Source organism: Methylobacterium sp. Leaf118 (genome assembly GCF_920984675.1).
Taxonomy (GTDB): domain Bacteria; phylum Pseudomonadota; class Alphaproteobacteria; order Rhizobiales; family Beijerinckiaceae; genus Methylobacterium.
This window is the reverse complement of record NZ_CAKLBV010000053.1, coordinates 1-24,024: the sequence shown is the minus strand read 5'-3', so window position 1 is coordinate 24,024 and position 24,024 is coordinate 1. Positions and strand designations below refer to the sequence as shown.

Genomic DNA, 24,024 nt, shown 5'->3' with positions numbered 1-24,024 from the left:
CGACCTTCGGCCGGGTTGCGCCGGCCGCGTCGTCCGGCCCACATCCCCCGGACACTCTTACCGGGAGAAGCCCCGTGACCGACCTCAAGACCCTGCGCGCCCTGTCCGGCCTGCCGCCCGAGCCCGCCGGGCTCAAGGGCGCGGCGCTGCTGATGATCGACCTGCAGAACACCTACCGGGAGGGCGTGATGCGCCTCGAGGCGGTCGAGCCGGCGATCCGCGAGGCGAAGCGGCTGCTGGAGCGGGCCCGCGCCGCCGGCATCCCGGTCTTCCACGTGCAGCACGATGCCGGGCCGGGTTCGCCCTACGACCTCACCGCGCCGATCGGACAGATCAGCGACGAGGTCGCCCCCCGGGACGGCGAGGCCGTGATCACCAAGGCGTACCCGAGCGCCTTCGTCGGCACCGATCTCGAGGTCCGGTTGCAGGCGGCCGGCGTGAAGGACGTGATCGTGGCGGGCTTCATGACCCATATGTGCGTGAACTCGACGGCACGCAGCGCCTTCAGCCTCGGCTTCCGCCCCACCGTGGTGGCCGCGGCCACCGCGACCCGCGCTTTGCCGGGCCCGGACGGCGCCACCGTTCCGGCCGCCGCCCTCCAGGCCGCGAGCCTCGCCGCGCTCGCCGATCTGTTCGCCGTGGTCGCGCCGGACGCGGCGGCGATCCGGGATTGAACAATCGGGCGCGTGGATTGACGCGCCCCATCCCGTCCACGGCGCGGGAGGCTTGGACGAGCAATCCGGTGAGGCGTCATACCCAATCCGGTTGATCCCTTCGGGATGGCGGATTTGGGCTTCGCTCAAACGCCGCGCGGGCTTGCCTGATACGGGCTCCGCTTTGATCAAGCGGAGCCCGTATCAGGCCCGTGAGGCCCGCCGGACGACGATCCCCTCGCCCGTGATGCGGGGCGAGGGGCGATCCGGTCGAGCCCGAGGCGGCTCGACCGGCCGGTCGGTCACTCGCTGGTCAAGGCATCCTTGGTGCGCGACCACCAGCCCGCCCGCTTGGGACGGTTCGGATCGGGCGGCGTCAGGACCACCGCGACGGGCTCCGGCGCCGGCTCCGGCGCGGGCGCCTCGACGGGCTCCTGAACCGTCTCTTGCGCCGTGTCCTGGGCCTGCCTGTCAGAGGCGGCCTCGAGCGCCTCGACGGGAAGCGGCTCGGCTTCCGGCGCGGGCGCGACCGGCGGCGGCTCGGCGGCGGCACCGTTGTCGGCGGCCACCGAGACCGTGGTCACGTCGGCGTCGCTGACGGGCTCCTCCGGTCCGACCGGAAGGGTGTCGGCGGCCGTCTCCTCCGCATGCGTCTCCTCCGCATGCGTCTCCCGGGCCTCGCCCTCCTCGGCATCGGCTCCCTCGGCATCCTGGGACCCGTTGCGCTCGGGGCGACCCCGGCCCCGGCCACCCCGGCGCCCGCGGCGACGGCGGCGTCCGTTGGCATCGGTGTCGTCGCCGTTGGCCTCGGCGGCCTCCGAGGCGGTCTCGTCCCGCTCGGCGCCCGCGGCGGCGTCCCCGTCCGTGGGCTCGGCGTCCGCGGGCGCGGACTCGTCCCCGTCCTCGTCCCCGTCGGCCTCGGAATCCCCGGCCGATCCGGCCTCACCCTCGGCGCGAGCCTCGCCATCGGACGCGCGCCCGCCGCGACGGCGGCGGCGACGACGGCGACGCCCGCCGCCCTCCTCGGATGCCTCCGAGGCCGCGCGCTCCTCCGTCGCGCCCTCCACCTCGGGTTCGGCCTCGGCCTCGGGCTCGGCCTCTTCGGTCTCGATCGCCTCGTCCTCGAGCTCGTCGGCGTCGTAGGCGGGCGAGATCGCCAGCGCGCGCACGCCGGTGACCGGGCCGGCCGTCTTCACCGCCGGATCGCCGCGGTCGAGCTGGAACGCCGAGGTCGCTGCCAGACGCTCGTCGGCCGAGATCGTGATCGTGACGGAGAAGCGCAGCTCCAGATCGTAGAGGTGGGCCCGCTTCTGGTTGAGGATGTAGAGCGCGACCTCGGTGTGGGTGCGCAGGATGAGGTTGTGGGTGGAGGACTTGAGCAGGGCCTCCTCCAGCGAGCGCAGGATGTGCAGCGCCACCGAGGAGGTCGCCCGCACGAAGCCCGAGCCGCCGCAATGCGAGCAGGGGATCGAGGACGATTCGAGCACGCCGGTGCGGATGCGCTGGCGGCTCATCTCCAAGAGGCCGAAGGGCGAGATCCGCCCGACCTGGATGCGCGCCCGGTCGTTCTTGAGCGCCTCGTTCAGCCGCTTCTCGACCGCCCGGTTGTTGCGCTTCTCCTCCATGTCGATGAAGTCGATCACGACGAGGCCGGCGAGATCGCGCAGGCGCACCTGCCGGGCGACCTCTTCGGCCGCCTCGAGGTTCGTCTTGAGCGCGGTGTCCTCGATGTCGTGCTCGCGGGTGGCGCGACCGGAATTCACGTCGATCGAGACCAGGGCCTCGGTCGGGTTGATGACGAGGTAGCCGCCGGAGCGCAGGGCCACGTGGGTCGAGAACATCGCGTCGAGCTGTTGCTCCACGCCGTAGCGGGCGAAGATCGGCGTCGGATCGCGGTAGGGCTTCACGACCTTGGACTGGCCGGGCATCAGCATCCGCATGAAGTCCTTGGCCTCGCGGTAGGCGTCCTCGCCGGAGACCAGAACCTCGTCGAGATCCTTGTTGTAGAGGTCGCGGATCGCCCGCTTGATCAGCGAGCCCTCCTCGTAGACCAGAGCCGGGGCGGTCGAGGACAAAGTCAGCTCGCGCACGCTCTCCCACAGGCGCATCAGGTACTCGAAGTCGCGCTTGATCTCGGGCTTGGTGCGCGAGGCGCCGGCCGTGCGCAGGATGATGCCCATCCCGTCCGGCACGTCGAGGTCGGCCACCACTTCCTTGAGGCGCTTGCGGTCGGCGGCCGAGGTGATCTTGCGGGAGATGCCGCCGCCCCGGCCGGTATTGGGCATCAGCACGGAGTAGCGGCCGGCGAGCGACAGGTAGGTGGTCAGCGCCGCGCCCTTGGTGCCGCGCTCTTCCTTGACGACCTGGACGAGGATGATCTGGCGGCGCTTGATCACCTCCTGGATCTTGTAGTGACGGCGATAGGCGCGCGGACGCTCGGGGATCTCGGCGAGGGCGTCGCCCGCGCCGCCGACCTGCGCGACCCGCGGCTCGCCGTCCTCGGAATCCTCGTCGTCGCCGTCCTCGTCATCCTCCTCGTCGTCGTCGCCGTCCTCGTCGTCCTCGGAATCGTCGTCCTCGTCCTCGTCGGACTCCTCGTCCTCCGAATCCTCGTCCTCGTCGCTCTCCTCCACCGCGCGGGCCTCCGCCTCGGAGACGGGCGCGGACGCGGCCACGGGCTGCGGCGCGGCCATCTCAACCGGCACCTCCGCCCCCGTCTGGGCCTCGGCCGGCGGGTTGGGGGACTCGGAGATCGCGGCGATGTCGGACGGCGCGACCTGCGCGTCGGCGGACGCTTCCGGCGCCTCGGTGCCGGGTTCGAACGCGCCCTGCGGCAGGCTGGCGGAGGCGTCGCCGCCGGCCTCGATCGCGGCGGTCTCGCCGGCTTCCCCGGAGGTCTCCTCGAAGAGCGCCGCGCGCTCGGCCTCGATGGCCTCGGGGCTGGGCGCATCGGCGGCGGCGCCTTCGCCCGGCACCGCGTCCTCGTCGCCGCTCACCGTCTCGTCGTTCTTGGCGCCGCGGGCCTCGGCCCGGCGCCCGCGCGAGCGGCGTCCCCGCGTGCGGCGCTCCTCGCGCTCGCGGTGCTCCTCTTCCTCGCGCGCCTCGGCCTCGATCAGCGCGAGGCGGTCGGCCATCGGGATCTGGTAATAGTCGGGGTGGATCTCGTTGAAGGCGAGGAAGCCGTGGCGGTTGCCGCCGTACTCGACGAAGGCCGCCTGGAGCGAGGGCTCCACGCGGGTGACCTTGGCGAGGTAGATGTTGCCCCTCAGAGGCCGGCGGTTGGCGGCCTCGAAATCGAATTCCTCGACCCTAGAGCCTTGGACCGTGACGACCCGGGTCTCTTCCGGATGCGTCGCATCGATGAGCATCTTGTTGTTGGCCATGACGTGCTTTCGACATGGCGGCCGACGTCGTTCTCCTCACGCTCGCGCCGCGTGGTCCCGGCGGCGCCAACCCCGGCCTGAAGGCCGCAAGGGGGTGGACGCGTGCCGGCCTCGTCGCCGAGGTCGCGGAGGGTGCGGGGCGGGGATTGCCGTCAACCGCCGAAAGGCGCCGGGTATCGGCGCGCTGGGGGTTGAACAGGGCCGGCGCGAGGGAAGGTGCGGCGCAACGCGAGAACCGCGCGCCGTGAGCACGAGCAGCGGCAACCGATGCTGTGCGTCCTCCCATCTCGAACCAGCCTCGCGAAGACAAGCGGGCCGGTGGGCGGCCCTTTGGATTTCATAGGCGCGGCGCCCCGGAATATGCGGCGGCCGCGAATGCCGTGACACCCGCCCGGAGACCGGTAGGCGCCGACTGAATGCTGAAAGACATTCGAGCGAGGCAAGCGCCGTCCATGCCCCGGGCGCCCCCGAGGGCCGCCGAAGCGCCGGCTCGGGAATGGGGTCGATACCATTACAGAGTGTCGCGGGATGAATGCAAGGGGCTCTGCGTACAAGGGTACGGCCCTGACACGCCGCGACCAGGCTGCCGACGCGCGGCTTCGGCGCAGCGGATTCGGCGATCCGCATGGGAGGAGCATGAAGCGCGGGGGGGCGAGCCGAAGTCTTCGCCGAAGTCTTCGCCGGAGGCCATCGGAGTCTTCGCCGGAGGCCATCACGGAGAATTGCGAGATCGCGTCCGTCGCCGCGCAGGGCCGGCAGGCCCGGCCCTCTGCGGAAGGCCCAAACGCCGACGTCGTCTGACGACGGGTCCGTGAGGGCGTGGAGGGCGTCCTATCGGAGGGGCGGCTCTGAGGCGGGTGGGATCTGTGTCGCCCTGGCACAACAGGCCCGTGGCAACCGGCATCGGCGCGGTGAGGAACGGTTAACCATCCCGGCCGTATCTCGTATCGGAGGCTTCCGGAACCTTGGCCGACCGATGCAGCCGCGCGCCCGCACATTCCGCTTCGGACTTCTTCGCCCCGCCCTTCTCGCCGGGGCGCTGCTGGCGCTGGCCGGGAGCCTGATTCCGGCCTCCGGGCAGGACGGGCCCGCCCGCAACGCCGCGGTCGCGATCGCCGCGGATCTGGCGAGCCAGGGCGGCACGACCCGGCTGGTCCTGACCCTGTCGAAGCCGGTCGAGGCCCGTGCCTTCGTGATGGAGCGGCCCGACCGCGCGGTGATCGACCTGCCCGAGGTGAATTTCCAGCTCGGGGCGGAGGCCGGACGCCGCCGCGAGGGGGCCGTCGCCTCGTTCCGCTACGGATTGTTCGCCCCCGGCCGCTCGCGCATCGTCGTCGATCTGGCCGGGCCGGCCGTGGTCGAGGCCATCGAGACCACGCGCACGCGCGAGGGGGCCACCCTCGTGACCATCCCCTTCCGCCGGGTCGAGCGCGACGCCTTCCGCAAGGCTTCCGTCGCGGCCGATCCGAGCCCCTCCGCCGCGAAGGCGCCGCCGCCGGGAGAGGCCGCCGACACCCGGCCCCTCATCGTGATCGATGCCGGCCACGGCGGCATCGATCCCGGGGCCATCGCGGCGACCGGCGTCTACGAGAAGGACATCGTATTCGCCTTCGCCCGGGCCCTGTCCGAGCGCCTGGAGGGCAGCGGCCGCTACCGGATCGCCATGACCCGCGACCGCGACGTGTTCGTGCCGCTGGCGGACCGGGTGCGCATCGCCCGCGAGGCGAAGGCCGATCTCTTCGTCTCGATCCATGCCGATTCGATCTCGGCGGCGCCCCAGGTGAAGGGCGCCACCATCTATACCGGCTCGGAGAAGGCGACCGACGGCGAATCCGCGCGCCTCGCCGAGCGCGAGAACCGGGCGGACGCCGCGGGCGGCACCGATTCGGGCGAGGGCGCGAGCGACGTCGCCGACATCCTTCAGGAGCTGACCCTGCGCGAGACCCGCGGCTTCTCGGCGGGCTTTGCCGGCAAGCTGATGGGGCAGCTCGCCCCCGTCATGGAGATGAGCGCGAAGCCGCATCGCGAGGCGGGATTCAAGGTGCTGCGCTCCCCCGACGTGCCCTCGGTGCTGGTCGAACTCGGCTACCTGTCGAGCAAGAGCGATCTCGAGAAGCTGCAATCCGAAGAGTGGCGCATGCGGGTCACGGGCTCGATGGCCAAGGCGATCGACCTGTTCTTCGCCGGCCGCGCCACCCTCTCGCGCCCCGGCCCGGCCGCGCCGCGCAAGGCGGCCTCGATCGCCCCAGTTTCACCATAGAACCAGTGTCGATACGGGCCTTCACGAAGGGGCCCCGTCCGCCGGATGCCGCGCGGATCGCGCGGGGGCCCATGAGACGAGCCCTGAGCCGGGGCCGGCCCCCAGCGCCGAGCCCGATCCCAGGCCCGCAGCGGACGAGCGACGGACGGACACCGGATGCGTTTCATCCTGCGATTCTTCGCATTCCTGTTCTCGGCCGGGGCGGTGGTGTTCTGCATCGTCGCCGCGGTCGGCGCGTTCTTCTACTGGAAGTACAGCCAGGACCTGCCGGACCACGCCGCGCTCGCCAATTACGAGCCGCCGGTGATGACCCGCGTCCACGCCTCCGACGGCTCGCTGCTGGCCGAGTACGCCCATGAGCGGCGCCTCTACCTGCCGATCCAGGCGATGCCCAAGATCGTGGTCGCCGCCTTCCTCTCGGCGGAGGACAAGAATTTCTACAAGCATGGCGGCATCGACCCCGAGGGCATCGTCCGCGCGGTGGTCACCAACGCCCAGTCCGGCAAGAAGCAGGGCGCCTCGACCATCACCCAGCAGGTCGCCAAGAACTTCCTGCTCTCCAACGAGCAGACCTACGACCGCAAGATCAAGGAAGCGCTGATCGCGCTCAGGATCGAGTCGACCTACTCGAAGGACAAGATCCTCGAGCTGTATCTCAACGAAATCTTCCTCGGCACCATCGTGCCGGGCCGCAACCTGCACGGTGTCGCCGCCGCGGCGCTGGATTACTTCGGAAAATCGGTCCACGAACTGACCATCAACGAGGCGGCCTACCTCGCCGCCCTGCCGAAGGGTCCGAACAACTACCACCCCTACCGCAAGACCCAGGCAGCGCTGTCGCGGCGCAACGAGATCATCGGCCTGATGGCCCAGAACGGCTACATCACCGCCGAGGAGGGCGCGGAGGCCCGGAAGCTGCCGCTCGGCGTCAACCCGCGCGTCGCCTTCCCGAACGCCGCCAACGCCAATTACTTCACCGAGGAAGTCCGCCGCGAGATCTCCGAGCGCTACGGCGAGACCAAGCTCTACGAGGGCGGCCTCTCGGTGCGCGCCACCCTCGATCCCAAGATGCAGTCCTGGGCCCGCAAGGCGCTCATCGACGGCCTCGTGCGCTACGACCAGGGCCGCGGCTGGCGCGGCGCCGAGCGGCAGGTCGACCTGACCGGCCGCGACTGGGGGCTCGCCGTCTCCGAGATGCCGGCCCTCGGCGACATCGCCCCCTGGCGGCTCGCGGTGGTGCTGAGCACGTCCGGCGGCGTCGCGCAGATCGGCCTGCAGCCCCGGCGCGAAGCCTCCGGCGCCGTCTCGAAGGACCGCGAGACCGGATCGATCACGGCCGAGGGCGTGAAGTGGACCGGGCGTTCGGTCGCCTCCGCGCTGAAGGCCGGCGACTTGGTCTATGTCGAGCCGATCGACCAGGGCCGCGCCCTCTACCGCCTGCGGCAGAAGCCCGAGGTCTCCGGCGCGATCGTCGCGATGGACCCCTATACGGGCCGCGTCCACGCCATGGTCGGCGGCTTCTCCTACGACGATTCCGAGTTCAACCGCGCGACCCAGGCGATGCGCCAGCCCGGCTCCTCGTTCAAGCCGATCGTCTACTCGGCGGCCCTGGACAACGGCTACACCCCCTCCTCCGTGGTGCAGGATTCGGCCATCACCATTGAGGCCGGCCCCGGCCAGGAGGCGTGGACGCCGTCGAACTACGACGGCAAGGCCGGCGGGCCCCACACCCTGCGCTACGGCATCGAGCACTCGAAGAACCTGATGACGGTGCGGCTCGCGAAAGACATCGGCATGCCGCTCATCGCCGAGTATTCCCGCCGGTTCGGCGTCTATGACGATCTGCTCCCCGTGCTGCCGATGTCGCTGGGCGCCGGCGAGACCACCGTCATGCGCATGGTCACCGCCTACTCGATGCTGGCCAATGGCGGGCGGCGCATCCGTCCGACGCTGATCGACCGCATCCAGGACCGCACCGGCGAGACGATCTATCGCCACGACAACCGCAAATGCGTCGGCTGCGAGGCCGAGAAATGGGCCGGCCAGGACGAGCCGAAGCTCGTGGACGAGTCCGAGCAGGTGCTCGACCCGCTCACCGCCTATCAGATGGTCTCGATCATGGAGGGCGTGGTCCAGCGCGGCACCGCCACCCTGCTCAAGCAGATCGGCAAGCCCCTGGCCGGCAAGACCGGCACCACCAACGACGCCAAGGACGCGTGGTTCGTGGGCTTCTCCCCCGATCTGGCGGTGGGCGTCTATCTCGGCTTCGACAAGCCGCGCTCCCTCGGCGACCGGGCGACCGGCGGCGGGCTCGCGGCTCCGATCGTGCTCGACTTCCTGAAGGTCGCGCTCAAGGACAAGCCGCCGACGCCGTTCCGCGTGCCCCCGGGCATCAAGCTGATCCGCGTCAATGCCTCCTCGGGCACCCGCGCCGGCTCCGGCGAGGGCGGCGGCACGATCCTGGAGGCGTTCAAGCCCGGCACGGCGCCCCCCGACGCCTACGTCGCCGCACCCTCCGGCCCGCCCGCCACCGTGCCGCCGGATGCCGGGGCCGCCGCCCAGGCCGGCGGCGTGTACTGACCCCGATCCGCCCATCGCGACGAAGGAGCCGCCCCCGCCCGGGCGGCTCTTTTCGTTTCCGGGGCGCGTCAAGCCGAGGGTCGTGACAGATCGATCGGTTATCGGATCGTATTCAAGAACAGGATCGATGCTCTGGCGCTGTGTTCCGAAGAACAGCCTTTTCGATCCGTGCCGAAAAAGGCTCGATCATTCCTTTGACGACGGGGGATCCCGCGGCGATGCTTTGGGAACAGCGAGACGAGAGCGGATCCGGTCGCGATCCCGTCTCCCGTTGCGTCGCGCCCCCGCCACAGAAGCCGAGCCGCGTTTCGCCATGCCCGCCCACCCCGATTCCCCCGCGCCGATCCGCTTCGCCTATTGGGTGCCGAACGTCTCGGGCGGCCTCGTCATCAGCACGATCCCCCAGCGCACGAGCTGGGACGCCGCCTACAATCGCACGCTTGCCCAGATCGCCGAGGCGGCGGGCTTCGACTACGCCCTGACGCAGATCCGCTTCACCGCGGGCTACGGCGCCGAGTACCAGCACGAATCGGTCGCCTTCAGCCACGCCCTCGCCGCGGCGACGACGCGGCTCACCGTGATCGCCGCGATCCTGCCTGGCCCCTGGAACCCGACCCTCGCGGCCAAGCAGATCGCCACGATCTCCGAGCTGACGGAAGGGCGCATCGCCGTCAACGTCGTCTCGGGCTGGTTCTCGGGCGAGTTCCGGGCGATCGGCGAGCCCTGGCTCGACCATGACGAGCGCTACCGCCGCTCGGAAGAGTTCATCCGCGCCTTGCGCGGGATCTGGACGCAGGACGATTTCAGCTTCCGCGGCGACTTCTACCGCTACACGAACTACACCCTGAAGCCGAAGCCGGGGCGCTGGCCGGAGATCTTCCAGGGCGGCTCCTCGCGGGCGGCGCGCGACATGGCGGCCCGGGTTTCCGACTGGTATTTCACGAACGGCAACACGCCGGAGGGCGTGCGGGCGCAGGTCGAGGACCTGCGCGCCAAGGCCCAGGCGAACGGCCATTCCGTGAAGGTCGGGGTCAATGCCTTCGTCATCGCCCGCGAGACGGAGGAGGAGGCCCGCGCCGTCCTGCAAGCGATCATCGACCATGCCGATCCGGAGGCCGTGAAGGCCTTCGGCCACGAGGCGAAGAACGCCGGCACGGCGAGCCCCGAGGGCGAGGGCAACTGGGCGAAGTCCAGCTTCGAGGATCTCGTCCAGTACAACGACGGCTTCAAGACCAACCTGATCGGCACGCCCGACCAGATCGCCGAGCGCATCCTCGCCTTGAAGGAGGCCGGCGCCGACCTCGCCCTGCTCGCCTTCCTGCATTTCCAGGAGGAGGTGCAGTTCTTCGGCGAGCAGGTGATCCCGCGGGTGCGGGCCCTGGAGGCGGCGCGGGAACGCCGCGCCGAGGCGGCATAGAGCCCTCCCCCCGCAGAGGGGGCGGCCCGCCCATCATCTTCTCACGCGCGGAGACCTATCATGACCATCGCCGTCAATCCCACCACGGCCGAGGCCGGCAGCCGGCCGCGGGGCGTGCCGGGGCCCGCACGCCCCGCGGCCCCGGCCCACGTCATCCGGGACGATGCCGAGGCGATCCGCATCGCCCAGGATCTCGCGAACGCCTTCCGCGCGGGCGCCTCCGAGCGGGACCGCACCCATGCCCGCCCGCTCGCCGAACTCGACGCCTTCTCGCAGAGCGGCCTCTGGTCGATCAACGTGCCGGAGGCGTTCGGCGGGCCGGAACTGTCCTACCGGACGCTCGCCCAGGTCATCGCCATCATCGCCGCCGCGGACCCGTCGATCGCGCAGATCGCCCAGAATCATCTCGGCATCGTCGCGGCGATCCGCACGGTCTCGGACGAGGCCCAGCAGGCCGACCTGTTCGCCGAGGTCCTGAAGGGCACCCGCTTCGGCAACGCCTTCTCGGAAAAGAGCACCCGGCGCGCCGCCGAGTTCGAGACCCGCTTCACCGATCACGGCGACCACGTCGTCGTGCGGGGGCAGAAATTCTACGCCACCGGCGCGCTCCTCGCCCACCTCGTGCCGATCGTCGCCCTCGATGACGAGGGTCGCGCCTGGTACGCCATCGCCGAGCGCGATGCGCCGGGCCTGACCGTGATCGACGACTGGTCGAGTTTTGGCCAGCGCGGCACCGCCAGCGGCACCGTCCTCATCGAGGACGTGCGCGTGGAGAAGTCCCGCCTCGTGCCGGCGTGGCGCGGCTACGCGGCACCGAGCGCCGACGGGGCGATCTTCCAGATCATCCAGGCGGCGGTCGATGCCGGAATCGGCCGGGCCGCCCTCGACGATACGATCGACTTCGTGCGCGAGAAGGCGCGCCCCTGGATCGACAGCGGTCAGGAGCGGGCCTCCGACGACCCCTACACCATCCGTACGGTGGGCGACCTGACGATCCGCCAGCACGCGGCGGAAGCCCTGCTCGACCGGGCGGGATGGGCCATCGACGCGGCGGTCGCGCACCCGACGCCCGAGAGCGTGGCGGCGGCCCAGATCGCCACGGCGGAGGCGAAGGTGCTCACCACCGAGGGGGCGCTCGCCGCCGCGAACGCCCTGTTCGAACTCTCGGGCACCCGCTCGACGCTCGCCGAGCACAATCTCGACCGCCACTGGCGCAACGCCCGCACCCACACCCTGCACGATCCCGTGCGCTGGAAGGTCGCCATCGTCGGCAACCACGCGCTGAACGGCGTGAATCCGCCCTTCCACGCCTGGAGCTGAACCCTCGCCGGCGCGGACGCCGCCCGGCGCCCACTGCCCGGACCTCTCATACCAAATCTGGTTGATCCCTCCGGGATGGCGGATTTGGGCTTCGCGCAAACGCCGCGCGGGCTTGCCTGATACGGGCTCCGCTTTGATCAAGCGGAGCCCGTATCATACCCTTTCCGGTTGATCCCTCCGGTCTGGCCTCGCCCGTCATCCCGGGGCCGCACAGCGGAACCCGGGATCCACCCGCGATACGACGCGCGAGCATGGCGTCGCGGCCCGTCGTCGATAGTACGCCTCCGGCGCGCCCCTGCGGGTCCGGGGTCGCTTCCCGCCCCGGAAAGACGGGATCGGGGGCTGAAACGACGCCATCAGCCGGAGACCGTATCACGCCGTGACCGGACGGCCCCGGCACCGTCTCCTCTCGCGAAGCCGATCCGTGGACCTGCGCCATAGAGGCGCGGCCCCGGGCCGGATCAACCGGGACGCCTCTCGGGTTCCGCCTGCAGTTTTCGATTCATTCCAGACCAGTGGCCTTGCCAGACGGGTGGTCTTGGCGCCGCCGGTCCGGATGCGCGGGACGGCAGGCCTGATGACGGACCATTCGACGAGAGACCGGCGGTTCGACCCGACCCGCCGCACGGTCATGGGCAGCTGCGCCGCCCTGGCGACGGCGGGCGCCGCCCTGCGCGGCCGGGCGCAGGCCGCGCCGTCGGCCACCGATCCGCAGCCGCAGACCATGCCGGTCGCATTCACGATCAACGGGCAGGCGCACGCGCTCACCCTCGACACCCGCACGACCCTGCTCGACGCGCTGCGCGAGCATCTCGACCTGACCGGCTCGAAGAAGGGCTGCGATCACGGCCAGTGCGGCGCCTGCACGGTGCTGGTGAACGGGCGGCGGATCAACGCCTGCCTCAGCCTCGCGGTGATGCACGAGGGCGACGCCATCACCACCATCGAGGGGCTGGCAGAGGGCGAGACCCTGCATCCGCTCCAGGCCGCCTTCCTGCACCATGACGGCTACCAGTGCGGCTACTGCACGCCGGGTCAGATCTGCTCGGCCGTCGGCATGCTCGCGGAGGTGGAGGCCGGCTGGCCGAGCCATGTCACCGACGACCTGACCCGGACGGCCTCGCTCACGGATGCGGAAATCCGCGAGCGGATGAGCGGCAATCTCTGCCGCTGCGCGGCCTATCCCAACATCGTCGCGGCGATCCGCGACGCCCGCACCAAGATCTGAGAGGGCGAACCCCATGAAGGCCTTCGCCTACGAGCGCCCCGCCACGGTTCAGGACGCGGCCCGGCTGGCCGCCGAGCGGCCCGAGGCCCGCTTCATCGCCGGCGGCACCAACCTGCTCGACCTGATGAAGCTTCAGATCGAGACGCCCGCGACCCTGATCGACGTGAACCGCCTGCCGCTGGCCGAGGTCACCGACACGGCGGAGGGCGGCCTGCGCATCGGCGCACTGGTGCGCAATGCCGACCTCGCCGCGCATCCCCGCGTGCGGAGGGATTACGCGGTGCTGGCCAAGGCCCTGCTCGCGGGGGCTTCCGGCCAGCTGCGCAACCGGGCGACCACCGCCGGAAACCTGCTCCAGCGGACCCGCTGCTACTACTTCTACGATACGACGAAGCCCTGCAACAAGCGCGCGCCGGGCTCGGGCTGCGCCGCCATCGGCGGCTTCAACCGGATCATGGCGGTGCTCGGGGCGAGCGAGGCCTGCATCGCCACGAACCCCTCCGACATGAACGTCGCCCTGCGCGCCCTCGACGCCACGATCGAGACGGTCGATCCGCAGGGCGCGTCCCGCCGCATCGCCATCGCCGCGTTCCACCGCCTGCCGGGCGATACCCCGCAGATCGAGACCGACCTGCGGCCCGGCGAACTCATCACCGCCGTGACGCTGCCGAAGCCCGTCGAGGGCGTGCACCTCTACCGAAAGGTCCGCGACCGCGCGTCCTACGCCTTCGCCACGGTCTCGGTCGCCGCGATCATCGCCAAGGGTGAGGGGGACAGGCCCCAGCGCGCGACGCTCGCCTTCGGCGGGCTGGCCCACAAGCCCTGGCGGGTCGAGGCGGCGGAGGCCGCCCTCGTCGAGACCGGCTCGGCGGATGAAGCGGCGGAGCGGCTGCTGGAGGGGGCCCGCGGCCAGGGCTCCAACGATTTCAAGATCCCGCTCACCCGCCGGACCCTGCGTGCCACCGTCGCCGACGCCCTTCGCGCCTGAGGAGTTCCGCCATGGACATGAACCAGCCGATCGGCGCGACCCCCCTCGACGGCAAGCCGGACGGGCTCGTCGGCCGTCCCATCGACCGCATCGACGGGCGCCTCAAGGTGACCGGCCGCGCGGCCTACGCCTACGAGACCCGCGAGCTGAAAAACCCGGCCTACGGCTTCGTCGTCGAGGCCGGGATCGCGCGGGGCCGCATCCGCAGCCTCGACGTGTCCGCGGCGAAACGGGCGCCGGGCGTCCTCCTCGTGATGACCCACGAGACCGTGCCGGACCAGGGCGAGAAGAAGGAGCAGGTCTTTCCGCAGCTGCAGGGCCGCGAGATCCGCTTCCACGGCCAGCCCATCGCCTTCGTGGTGGCGCAGAGCTTCGAGCAGGCCCGGGCGGCCGCCGCTCTCGTGCGGGCGGACTACGAGGTGCAGACCCCTGACGCCTCGCTGAAGGCGGCCCGGCCCACGGCCGTCGAGCCGAAGCCCGCGCAGACGCCGCCGGATTCCCAACTCGGCGATTTCGACGGCGCCTTCGCCGCCGCCTCGGTGACGCTCGACGTGGAATACACCACCCCCGTCCAGATCCACGCCCAGATGGAGCCGCACGCCACCATCGCCTCCTGGGAGAGCGGGCCGGACGGCGAACGGGTGACGCTCTACACCGCCAACCAGATGCTCAACCGCGGCCAGACCTCGCTGGCCTCCGTCCTGGGGCTGAAGCCCGAGAACGTGCGGCTTGTCTCGCACTATATCGGCGGCGGGTTCGGCGCGAAGCTGCAGCCGCAGCCCGAGGCGATCCTGTCCGCCCTCGCCTCGAAGAGCCTGCAACGCCCGGTCAAGGTCGCGCTGACCCGCCAGCAGGAATTCCATGTCGCGACCCACCGCAGCGACACGATCCAGTGCATTCGCCTGGGCGCCGACCCGACCGGCCGGCTCACCGCCATCGCCCATGAATCGTGGTCGGCCACCGCGCCGGGGGATGTGTTCTTCGAGACCTCCGCCGTTGTCACCCGCTCGCTCTACGCGGCGCAGAACCGCCTGACCCGGCACCGGCTCGCCAACCTCAACGTGCCCATCGCCTCCGCCATGCGGGCGCCCGGCGAGGCGGTCGGCCAGCTCGCCTTCGAATGCGCCATGGACGAGCTGGCCGAGCGGCTGGGGATCGATCCGATCGAATTGCGCATCCGCAACGAGCCGGAGCAGGATCCGGAAAAGAAGGTGCCCTTCTCCACCCGGCAGCTCGTCGCCTGCATGCGCGAGGGGGCGCAGCGTTTCGGCTGGGACCGGCGCGGGCCGACCGGGGCGACCCGGGACGGGCGGTGGCAGGTCGGCATGGGCATGGCGGCGGCCTCGCGCCTCAACCCGCTGATGCCCTCGCAGGCAAGCGTGCGGCTCAATCCCGACGGCACCCTCACGGTGCGGATGGCGATGACCGATATCGGCACCGGCACCTACACGATCCTGGCCCAGATCGCGGGCGCGATGATGGGGCTCCCGGTCGAGCGCATCCGCGTGGAGATCGGCGACACCGCCTACCCGAAGGCCGCCGGCTCCGGGGGCTCGTTCGGCGCGGGCTCGGCCGGCTCGGCCCTGTACGTCGCCTGCGACAATCTCCGGACATCGCTGCTGCAGGCGGCGGGCCTGACGGCCGAGGGCGCGGTCTTCGCCGACGGGCGCGTCACCTCGGGCAACCGCTCGGCGACGCTGACGGATCTCGCCGGGGCGCAGGGCGTCGAGGCCAAGGGCGAGATCAAGCCCGGGGCGATGAAGGAGCAGTTCTCGCAGCACGCCTTCGGTGCGCATTTCGCCGAGGTCGGGGTCGATGCCGAGACCGGCGAGATCCGTCTGCGGCGGATGCTCGGCGTGTTCACCGGCGGGCGCATCCTCAACCAGAAGACCGCCCGCTCCCAGGCCATCGGCGGCATGATCTTCGGGATCGGCGCGGCGCTGATGGAATCCGTCGAGACCGACACCCGCACCGGCCATTTCGTGAATCACGATCTGGCCGAGTACCACATCCCGGCCCATGCCGACGTGCCGGCGATCGACGCGGTGTTCCTGCCCGAACTCGACGACAAGGCGAACCCCCTGAAGAGCAAGGGGCTCGGCGAAGTCAGCATCTGCGGCGCGGGCGCGGCCGTGGCCAATGCCGTCCACAACGCCACCGGCCTGCGCATCCGCGACTATCCGCTGACCCTCGACAAGGTGCTCGAGGGCTGGGCCGCTCAGGAGGGCCGGGCGCAGCGGCGGACTTGACCCGCGGCCCCGCTTGTCGCCGCCGCCCCCCTCAGCCGAGCCAGCCCTTCAGCCGCGTCACCGCCTCGCGGCACGCGTCCTGCGAACCGGCGAAGGAGAAGCGGACATGGTGGGCCCCCTCCTCCGGGTCGAAATCGAGCCCGGGGGTCGCGGCCACGCCGGCCTCGTCGAGCATCCGCCGGCAGAAGGCGACGGCGTCCCCCGTGTGCCGGGCGATGTCGGCATAGAGGTAGAAGGCGCCGTCCACCGGGTGGATGTCGGTGAAGCCGAGCGAGGGCAGCGCGTCGAGGAGAAGCCCGCGGTTGGCCGCGTAGCCGTCGCGGATCGCCGCGATCTCGTCGAGGGTGTCGAAGGCGGCGAGCGCCGCCACCTGCGAGAGGTAGGGCGCCGAGATGTAGAGGTTCTGGGCCAGCCGCTCGATCCCGCGCACGAGCCGGTCCGGCACGACCATCCAGCCGATCCGCCAGCCGGTCATGCAGTAGAATTTCGAGAACGAGTTGATGACGACGGCCTCGTCGTCGAACGCCAGGGCGGTCGCCGTCGGCACGCCGTAGCTGAGGCCGTGATAAATCTCGTCGGAGATGAAGGGCAGCCCGAGAGCCCGGGCGGTGGCGCAGAGGTCGGCGAGGCGGGCCGGCGCGATCACCGTGCCCGAGGGATTGGCCGGGCTCATCACGAGGAGGCCGGAGAGCCCCTTCGCGGCATGCAGCGCATGCACCCCGGCGCTCGTCGGCGCGTAACGGTCCTCCGCCCGCAGGATCAGCGGCTCGGGGATCAGGTCGAGGGCGCGCAGGATGCCGTCATAGGCCGGATAGCCCGGCCGCGGCACGCCGACCCGGGCGCCGGCATCGAACAGGGCCAGGAAGGCCAGGATGAAGCCCGCCGAGGAGCCCGTCGTCACGATGATCCGCCCGGGCGCGACCGCCACGCCGTAGGTGTCGGCGTAGTGGCGGGCGATGCGCTCGCGCAGAGCCGGCAGGCCGAGCGCCTCGGTATAGGGGATGCGCCCGTCGGCCAGCGCGGCTTGCGCCGCCGCGATCACCGCCCGGGGCGCGGGGGCCGAAGGCTGGCCGACCTCCATGTGCACCACCCCCTCCCCGCGCCGCTCGCGGGCGCTGGCGGCGGCCATCACGTCCATGGCGAGGAAGGGGGCGACGGCGCGGGCGCGCCGCGAGAGCGCCGGAAAGAGGCCGGGATCGAGATCGTCACGCATGGGCTCGGGCTCCGTGCCGGGGGCGCCGGGCCATAGCAGATCCCGTTCCGCGGCGGACTCCCCCGTTACGGCGTGTCCTGCACGGCCCGGGCAAACGCCTGGACGAGGCCACCCTCCAGGCGGCCATTCATGCCCGACAGGATCGCCAGGGCGTCGCGGGTCGGCATCGGCGCCTTGTAGGGACGGCGCTCGATCAAGGCCGAATAGATGTCGCAGATGGTCAGCAGCCGGACCGGATCGCCGATTGCGGCGGCGCTCAGGCGGTCGGGATAGCCGGAGCCGTCGAGCATCTCGTGGTGATGGCGGGTGACCGCGAGCGTGACCGGATCGCAGCTGCCGGAGGCCTTCAGGATCTCGTGGCCGAGAGGCGCATGGGTCTGCATCACCGCCCGCTCGTCGTCGTCGAGGCGGCCCGGCTTGTTCAGGATGTTGAGGGGGATGCGCGACTTGCCGACATCGTGGACGAGGGCGGCGCGGGTGAGGAGCTGGCAGTCCGCCTTCGAGAGCTGCAGGCTCTGGGCGAAGGCCGCCGCGACCCCGGAGACCAGCAGGCAATGCTGGAACGTCACGTCGTCGTGGGTCCAGACCTCGTCGAGCCAGCGCGTCAGGCCGCCCTCGTGGATCGCGTCGAGCACGGGCTCGATGCCGCGTTCCAGGGCCGGCATGTCGACCGGGCCGGTCTGCGCGCTCTTGAGCAGACTCGTCATCACTGCGCCGGTCCGCTTCACCTCGCGGGTGACGACGAGATCGGCCACCGTCTTCTCGGGCCAGACCTCGCGCACGAGGGAACCCACCACCATGCGCGGCTCGGCATGGGCCGACAGGCACATCGTGGCGCCGAGGTTGCGCGCCTCGGTGAAGACGGACTGGCTGTCGCTGCGGGTCAGGCAGATCAGGGGCGTGCGCGTCCGGCCGGGCCGGCTCGCGAGCCGCCTCAGGCAGCTCCTGGCCTCCGGCCGGCCGAGGGTGATGTCGGCGATGACGCCGCGGAACGCCCCGATGCGGTCCCAGGTCTCGTCGAGGCCGACGACCCGGCATTCGGCGACCGAGCCGACCGCGTCGACGAGCGCCTTGCTCCGGTCCGGCCGGTCGCTCACCACGACGATCACGCTGCGATCCATCCCGGCCCCCCCTTGGTGCCGCCGAATCGGAGCCCGGGGCGGGATTAGTATTTGCTGGGATGACTTATCACTCTCTGAATGCGCCCGGCCGAGCCCCCCCTTTGCGCCGTGAAAACGCCGTACCCGAGGCGCATCGCAGGACACGGCTCGGCCCGGGAACGGTCCCATCCGGGGCGCAGGGCAAGAGTCGCATCGGCGCGGCGGGCGGCCCGTGCCATAAGAGCACGCCCGAGACCGGCCGCGCGCCGGCGCTTCGAGCAGGACCTTCAGTGGCCCCTCCGTGCGGCCGGGCCGAGATCAACCGAGGTATCGATGCAGGCTTTCCGCTCCGTTCCCGCCCTCGCCCTCGCCGGCGCGCTCCTGGTCGGTGCGACCGCGGTGGCCCCGGCGCAGGAGGACGCCTCCTTCACCGACGCCCAGCGCAAGGCGATCGAGGGCATCGTCAAGGATTACCTCGTCAAGAATCCCGACGTGCTGCAGGAGGCGATCGCCGAGGGCGAGCGCCGCGCCCAGGAGACCCAGCGCCTCGCCCAGGCCGCGGCCCTCAAGGATTCGCGCGAGGCCCTGATCAACTCGCCGCACGGGATCGTCGCCGGCAATCCGAGCGGCGACCTCACCGTGGTCGAGTTCTTCGATTACAATTGCGGCTATTGCCGCAAGGCGTTCACCGATGTGCAGGCCCTGATCAAGTCCGATCCGAAGCTGCGGGTGGTGCTCAAGGATTTCCCCGTGCTCGGCGCCGAGTCGCTGGAGGCCAGCAAGATCGGTCTGGCCGCCAAGCTGCAGCTGAAGCCGGAGAAGATGTTCGACTTCCACGCCAAGCTCCTGGAGACCAAGGGCCGCATCAACGGCGAGAAGGCCCTGGCCGTCGCCAAGGAGCTCGGGGCCGACGTGGAGCGCCTGAAGAAGGATGCCCAGGGGCCCGAGGTGAAGGCGGCGCTCGCCGAGAATGTCGGGCTCGGGGACAAGCTCAGCCTCTCGGGCACGCCCGCCTTCGTCATCGGCGACGAGATCCTGCCCGGTGCCGTCGGCGTCGACGCGATGCGCAAGACCATCGCCGACGTGCGCCAGTGCGGCCACGCGAGCTGCTGAGGGCTCCCGGCACCGCCCCGCGCGGCCTCGGAGGCGCGCGGGCCCTACGATTCGGCGTGAGGGCATCGGGCTGGATCTCGGATCCGGGCCGGTGCCCCTCGTTCCTGGGCCGCCTCGGCGTTCCCCCGGGAATCAGGCCCCGGCGGGCGGGTTCCCGTCCCGCAAGGCCCGCCGCAGCACCTTGCCGACATTGGTCTTCGGCAGGGTCTCGTGGACGACGAACCGGCGCGGCACCTTGTAGCCGGTGAGCCCGGCCCGGGCATGGGCCCGCAGGGCGTCGTGGCTGAGCGTGGGATCGCGCAGGACCACGTGGGCCACCACGAGCTCGCCGCTCTCCGCGCAGGGCGCGCCGACCACGGCGCATTCCACCACCGCGGGATGGGTGGCGAGCACGTCCTCGACCTCGTTCGGATAGACGTTGAAGCCGGAGACGAGGATCATGTCCTTCATCCGGTCGACGATGCGCAGCTGCCCGTCCGGCTCCATCAGCGCCACGTCGCCGGTGCGGAAATAGCCGTCCGCCGTCATGGCGCCCCGGGTCTCTTCCGGGCGGTTCCAGTAGCCGGCCATCACCTGCGGGCCGCGCACGCAGAGCTCGCCCGGCACGCCGACGGGCAAGGCCGCCCCGTCCGGGCCGCGGATCGAGACGTCGGTGGACGGCAGGGGAAAGCCGATCGTGCCGCTCCAGGTCTCCATGCCCCGCGGGTTCACGCTCACCACCGGCGCGGTCTCCGACAGGCCGTAGCCTTCCAGGATCGTGTGCCCGGTGATCTCCTTCCAGCGGGCCGCCACCGACGACTGCACCGCCATGCCGCCGCCGACGACGTAGTGGAGCCCCGACCAGTCCACGCGGCCGATCTTCGGGTGGTTGTTGAGCGCGTTGAACAGCGTGTTGACGCCCGCGAATTTGGTGAACCGGGTCCGGCTCAGGGTCTTCACGAAACCGTCGATGTCGCGCGGGTTGGGGATCAGCAGGCAGCAGCCGCCGACCCGGAAGAAGAACAGGAAACAGGCGGTGAGGGCGAAGATGTGGTAGAGCGGCAGCGCCGTCACCACCACGCTGCCCTCGTTGTCGTCCTCGGAGGTGCGAAACCAGAGCCGGCTCTGCTCGATATTGGCGGTGATGTTGCGGTGGGTCAGCATCGCCGCCTTGGCGACCCCGGTCGTGCCGCCGGTATATTGCAGGAAGGCGATGTCGTTCGGTTCGATCGTGACCGCGGGCCGCTTGAGCGCGCGCCCGGCCCGCACCACGGCCTCGAAGCGCAGGGTGCGGGCGGGGGGCAGGGCGAAGGGCGGCACCGCCCGCTTCACCCGCCGCGACACGGCGTTGACGAGGTGGCCCTTGAGCCCGAGCAGGTCGCCGGGCCCGGCCACGACGATCCGCTCCAGGGCCGGAACCTGGGGCAGCGCCTTCTCGACCGTATGGCCGAAATTCTCCAGCACGAAGAGGACGCGGGCGCCGGAATCGGTGAGCTGGGCGGCGAGTTCGCGGGCCGTGTAGAGCGGGTTCACGTTGACGACCGTGCAGCCCGCCACCAGCACCCCGAGCAGGGCGACCGGGCAGGCCGGGACGTTCGGCATCATCACCGCCACGCGGTCGCCCTTGCCGTAGCCCTGCCCCGCGAGCCACGCGGCGACCGCCTGGGCCGCTGCGCCGACCTCGCGGAAGCGCAGGCTCGCGCCGAAGCAGGTCAGCGCCGGGCGCTCGGCGAAGCGCAGCACGCTGCGGTCGAACAGGTCGACCACGGTGCCGAGCCCCTCGGCGTCGATCGCGTGCGGCATGCCCGGTGGGTAGGCGGACAGCCAAGGGCGCTCCGCGCTCCGGTTCTCGGCCATCCCCGTCCTCCATGCCGGCCTGGGACCGACTGATGCGGCCGACCTGATGCCGGCTCTTCCGCAAGACGAGGCTTAAGCGTTTCCCCCGCGACGGATCAACCCGTCCCGGCGGACCCGGATGTCCGGCCGCGCAGGGCCACGAGCAGAGCGTGCGGCAGCGCTGCCGCCGTGATCAGGCCGGCGGCGATCAGGGCATCGCGGGCGTCGAGGGGCCGGCGCGGCCAGGGACCGAAGCCGGCGTCGCGGGCCAGTCCCAGCAGCCCGGCGGCGAACCAGAGGGCGAGGAAGCCCGCGAGCGCGAACAGGAGAGCGCTGCCGAGGGTCCGCATCCGGCTCCGCGCGACCGGCCGTCGGGCCCCCCCGACGAGGAACGTACCGAGCCCCATCGCGAGCCCGAACAGCCCCGCCGCCGCGGCCGCGCCGAGCGCGTAGGCGAGCGCCATCGGCATGCCGTTGAGGAAGGCGCCGCTTCCCGTGCCGAAGCCCGCCCGCAGGACGAGGCCGCCGAAGGTCGGGTGCAGGCTCGCCCCGAGGAGGAGCCCGCTCCCGAGGACAAGCCCGATCAGCCGGCGGGCGAGGGAGGCGCGGCCCGGTGCCAGCGCCACCGTGAGGAGGCGGGCGAGCCCGTAGACCAGGGCGAAGGCGAAGAGCGGGTAGCGGTCGAGGAAGAAGCCGTAGAACCGGTTCGCGACGTCCGGCGGCATCGCCGCGCGCTGGTCGAAGCCCGTGAGGAAGACGGCGAACAATGCGGCGATCGCCGCGAGGAGCGGCGTCGCCGCGACGGTCCAGGCGCCCCGCCCCCGAGACGACGCATAGTCGTCCGCCGCGCCGGCTCCCATGCCGACGGAGGGCACCCCGGTGCGGCTCACCGCTCGTAGTGGTCGCGCACGAGCCGGTCGAGCAGGCGCACGCCCCAGCCCGCGCCCCAACTCCGGTTGATCTCGGAGGAGGTGGAGGCCATGGCCACGCCCGCGATGTCGAGATGGGCCCAGGGCACGTCGTTGACGTAGCGCTTGAGGAAGGCGGCCGCCGTCGCCGCGCCGCCGTGGCGCCCGCCGGTGTTCTTCATGTCGGCGAACTTCGAGTCGATCGCCTTGTCGAAGGCCGGGATGAGGGGCATCCGCCACACCTTCTCGCCCGCCGCTTCGCCGGCGGCCGTGATCCGGGCCGACAGCTCGTCGTCGTTGGAGAACAGGCCGGCGATGTCCTGGCCGAGGGCCACGATGATCGCGCCCGTCAGCGTGGCGAGGTCGATCATGGCCTTGGGCTTGTAGGTCGCCTGGATGTGCCAGAGCACGTCGGCGAGCACGAGGCGGCCTTCCGCGTCGGTGTTGATGATCTCGATGGTCTGGCCCGAGAGCGAGGTCACGATGTCGGACGGGCGGTAGGCATTGCCGTCGGGCATGTTCTCGACGATGCCGATGGCGCCGATCACATTCGCCTTGGCCTTCCGGGCGGCCAGGGCGTGAAGGGTGCCGACGACCGCGGCCGAGCCGCCCATGTCGCCCTTCATGTCTTCCATGCCGCCCGCCGACTTGATCGACACGCCGCCGGAATCGAACACCACGCCCTTGCCGATCAGGGCGAGCGGCGCCTCGGCGGCGTCGTCGGCCCCGTTCCAGCGCATGATCGCGAGGCGCGGCTCCCGGGCCGAGCCCTGCGCCACCGCGAGCAGGGCGCCCATGCCGAGTTCGCGCATGCGGGCGGCGTCCAGGATCTCGACCTCGACCCCGAGCTGTTCCAGCTCCGACACGCGCCGGGCATACTCTTCCGGATAGAGGACGTTCGGCGGCTCGTTGACGAGGTTGCGCGCCAGGATCACGCCCTCGGCCACCGCCGCGGCCTCACCGGCGGCGGCCTGCGCCGCGCCCGTGTCGGCGACCAGCAGGGTCAGGGCGGCGGAGGACTCGTCCTCGTCCTTCTTCTTGGTCTTGTAGCGGTCGAAGCTGTAGCTGCGCAGCCGCGCGCCGAGGCTGAAATCGGCCACGTCCCGGGCGCTGCCCGAAAAGCCCGGCCAGTCGAGCACGACCCGCGCGCTACGCGTCCCGACCCGGCCCGCGGTGACGCCGCCGAGGGTCGTCCAGTCGATCTTGGCCCGGTCCTTCTCCGAGCCGAGGCCGATCACCACGAGCCGGTCGGCCTCGACGCCCGCGGGCGCCGGAAGGCTCAGGGCGGACTGGGCCTTGCCCTTGAAGCGCTCGCTGGCGGCGGCGCGCGCCACGAGTTCCGCCCCCGCCCGTCCCAGGGCGTCGACCGCCGAACCCGACAGGGCGAGATCGTCGCCCACGAACACGACGAGGTCGCCCCCGCGCGCGCGCGAGGTCAGCGGCTCAAAGGTGATTTCGATCCCACCGGCCATGATTGCTCTTCGCTTCCCACCTACCCGACGATCCGGCGGCGCGCGCCCCTCACGCGGCACGCCAGCGGATCTGTGTAGCCGCTGAGGCGCAGAACGCAACGCGAGGGCGCAGCATCTTGATCGGCCGATTCGGCCGGGAGGGCCCGGCCCGCGCCGCGCGCCCCGCCCGGATCCGGGCGGAGGGCGTTCCGGCCGCCGCCGAGGTGTTTTCCCGCACGTCGGTGCGCGGCCGGGCGCCCGGTCCGCGCGGTCGAAGATGCCGTCATGGTCCTCGCCGAGGCCGAGTTCGGCCGCCGAGCAGAGCATGCCGCGGCTCTCGACGCCG

General features: G+C 71.4%; 15 protein-coding genes. 9 read left to right on the top strand and 6 right to left on the bottom strand.

What is annotated here, in order from left to right:
• Positions 1-74: 74 nt before the first annotated feature.
• Complete coding sequence (locus LW587_RS18590) at positions 75-674, top strand: cysteine hydrolase family protein (RefSeq protein WP_232631080.1); 600 nt, start codon at positions 75-77, stop codon at positions 672-674.
• Positions 675-955: 281 nt separating this feature from the next.
• Here the strand turns inward: LW587_RS18590 and LW587_RS18585 are convergent, their stop codons facing one another.
• Positions 956-4,036 (bottom strand): ribonuclease E/G, encoded by a 3,081-nt coding sequence (locus LW587_RS18585; protein WP_232631079.1) that lies wholly within the window; start codon positions 4,034-4,036, stop codon positions 956-958.
• A 976-nt stretch (positions 4,037-5,012) separates the two neighbouring features.
• Between LW587_RS18585 and LW587_RS18580 the strand changes: the two genes are divergently transcribed.
• The 7 genes from LW587_RS18580 (at position 5,013) to LW587_RS18550 (ending at position 16,078) form a co-directional block, all read left to right on the top strand.
• Positions 5,013-6,296: an N-acetylmuramoyl-L-alanine amidase gene (locus LW587_RS18580; protein ID WP_232631078.1), complete on the top strand. Its 1,284-nt coding sequence runs from the start codon at positions 5,013-5,015 to the stop codon at positions 6,294-6,296.
• Between the two features lie 156 nt (positions 6,297-6,452).
• Entirely contained in the window at positions 6,453-8,876 is a 2,424-nt protein-coding gene (locus tag LW587_RS18575; protein WP_232631077.1) for a penicillin-binding protein 1A, read from the top strand.
• A gap of 313 nt (positions 8,877-9,189) precedes the next feature.
• Entirely contained in the window at positions 9,190-10,293 is a 1,104-nt protein-coding gene (gene sfnG / locus LW587_RS18570; protein ID WP_232631076.1) for a dimethylsulfone monooxygenase SfnG, read from the top strand.
• A gap of 60 nt (positions 10,294-10,353) precedes the next feature.
• Positions 10,354-11,613: an SfnB family sulfur acquisition oxidoreductase gene (locus LW587_RS18565; RefSeq protein WP_232631075.1), complete on the top strand. Its 1,260-nt coding sequence runs from the start codon at positions 10,354-10,356 to the stop codon at positions 11,611-11,613.
• A gap of 577 nt (positions 11,614-12,190) precedes the next feature.
• The gene (gene paoA / locus LW587_RS18560; RefSeq protein ID WP_232631074.1) at positions 12,191-12,841 is read left to right on the top strand and encodes an aldehyde dehydrogenase iron-sulfur subunit PaoA; all 651 of its coding nucleotides are present in this window, start codon (positions 12,191-12,193) and stop codon (positions 12,839-12,841) included.
• A 13-nt stretch (positions 12,842-12,854) separates the two neighbouring features.
• Positions 12,855-13,829 (top strand): FAD binding domain-containing protein, encoded by a 975-nt coding sequence (locus tag LW587_RS18555; protein WP_232631073.1) that lies wholly within the window; start codon positions 12,855-12,857, stop codon positions 13,827-13,829.
• An 11-nt stretch (positions 13,830-13,840) separates the two neighbouring features.
• Entirely contained in the window at positions 13,841-16,078 is a 2,238-nt protein-coding gene (locus tag LW587_RS18550) for a xanthine dehydrogenase family protein molybdopterin-binding subunit (RefSeq protein ID WP_232631072.1), read from the top strand.
• Between the two features lie 31 nt (positions 16,079-16,109).
• Here LW587_RS18550 and LW587_RS18545 read toward each other — a convergent pair whose 3' ends face one another.
• Both LW587_RS18545 and LW587_RS18540 read right to left on the bottom strand, forming a co-directional pair.
• On the bottom strand, positions 16,110-17,291 hold the full coding sequence (locus LW587_RS18545) for a pyridoxal phosphate-dependent aminotransferase (RefSeq protein ID WP_232631071.1): 1,182 nt from the start codon (positions 17,289-17,291) through the stop codon (positions 16,110-16,112).
• Between the two features lie 65 nt (positions 17,292-17,356).
• Complete coding sequence (locus LW587_RS18540) at positions 17,357-18,400, bottom strand: HD-GYP domain-containing protein (RefSeq protein ID WP_232631087.1); 1,044 nt, start codon at positions 18,398-18,400, stop codon at positions 17,357-17,359.
• Positions 18,401-18,724: 324 nt separating this feature from the next.
• Between LW587_RS18540 and LW587_RS18535 the strand changes: the two genes are divergently transcribed.
• The gene (locus LW587_RS18535) at positions 18,725-19,504 is read left to right on the top strand and encodes a DsbA family protein (RefSeq protein WP_232631070.1); all 780 of its coding nucleotides are present in this window, start codon (positions 18,725-18,727) and stop codon (positions 19,502-19,504) included.
• A 132-nt stretch (positions 19,505-19,636) separates the two neighbouring features.
• On the opposite strand, the gene LW587_RS18530 is transcribed toward LW587_RS18535, so the two are convergent.
• The 3 genes from LW587_RS18530 to LW587_RS18520 form a co-directional block, all read right to left on the bottom strand.
• Positions 19,637-21,340, bottom strand: a complete 1,704-nt coding sequence (locus tag LW587_RS18530; RefSeq protein WP_232631069.1) for an AMP-binding protein — start codon at positions 21,338-21,340, stop codon at positions 19,637-19,639.
• Between the two features lie 95 nt (positions 21,341-21,435).
• Entirely contained in the window at positions 21,436-22,209 is a 774-nt protein-coding gene (locus LW587_RS18525) for a hypothetical protein (protein WP_232631068.1), read from the bottom strand.
• On the bottom strand, positions 22,206-23,699 hold the full coding sequence (locus LW587_RS18520) for a leucyl aminopeptidase (protein WP_232631067.1): 1,494 nt from the start codon (positions 23,697-23,699) through the stop codon (positions 22,206-22,208). The genes LW587_RS18525 and LW587_RS18520 overlap by 4 nt, the downstream gene beginning before the upstream one ends.
• Positions 23,700-24,024 lie beyond the last annotated feature (325 nt).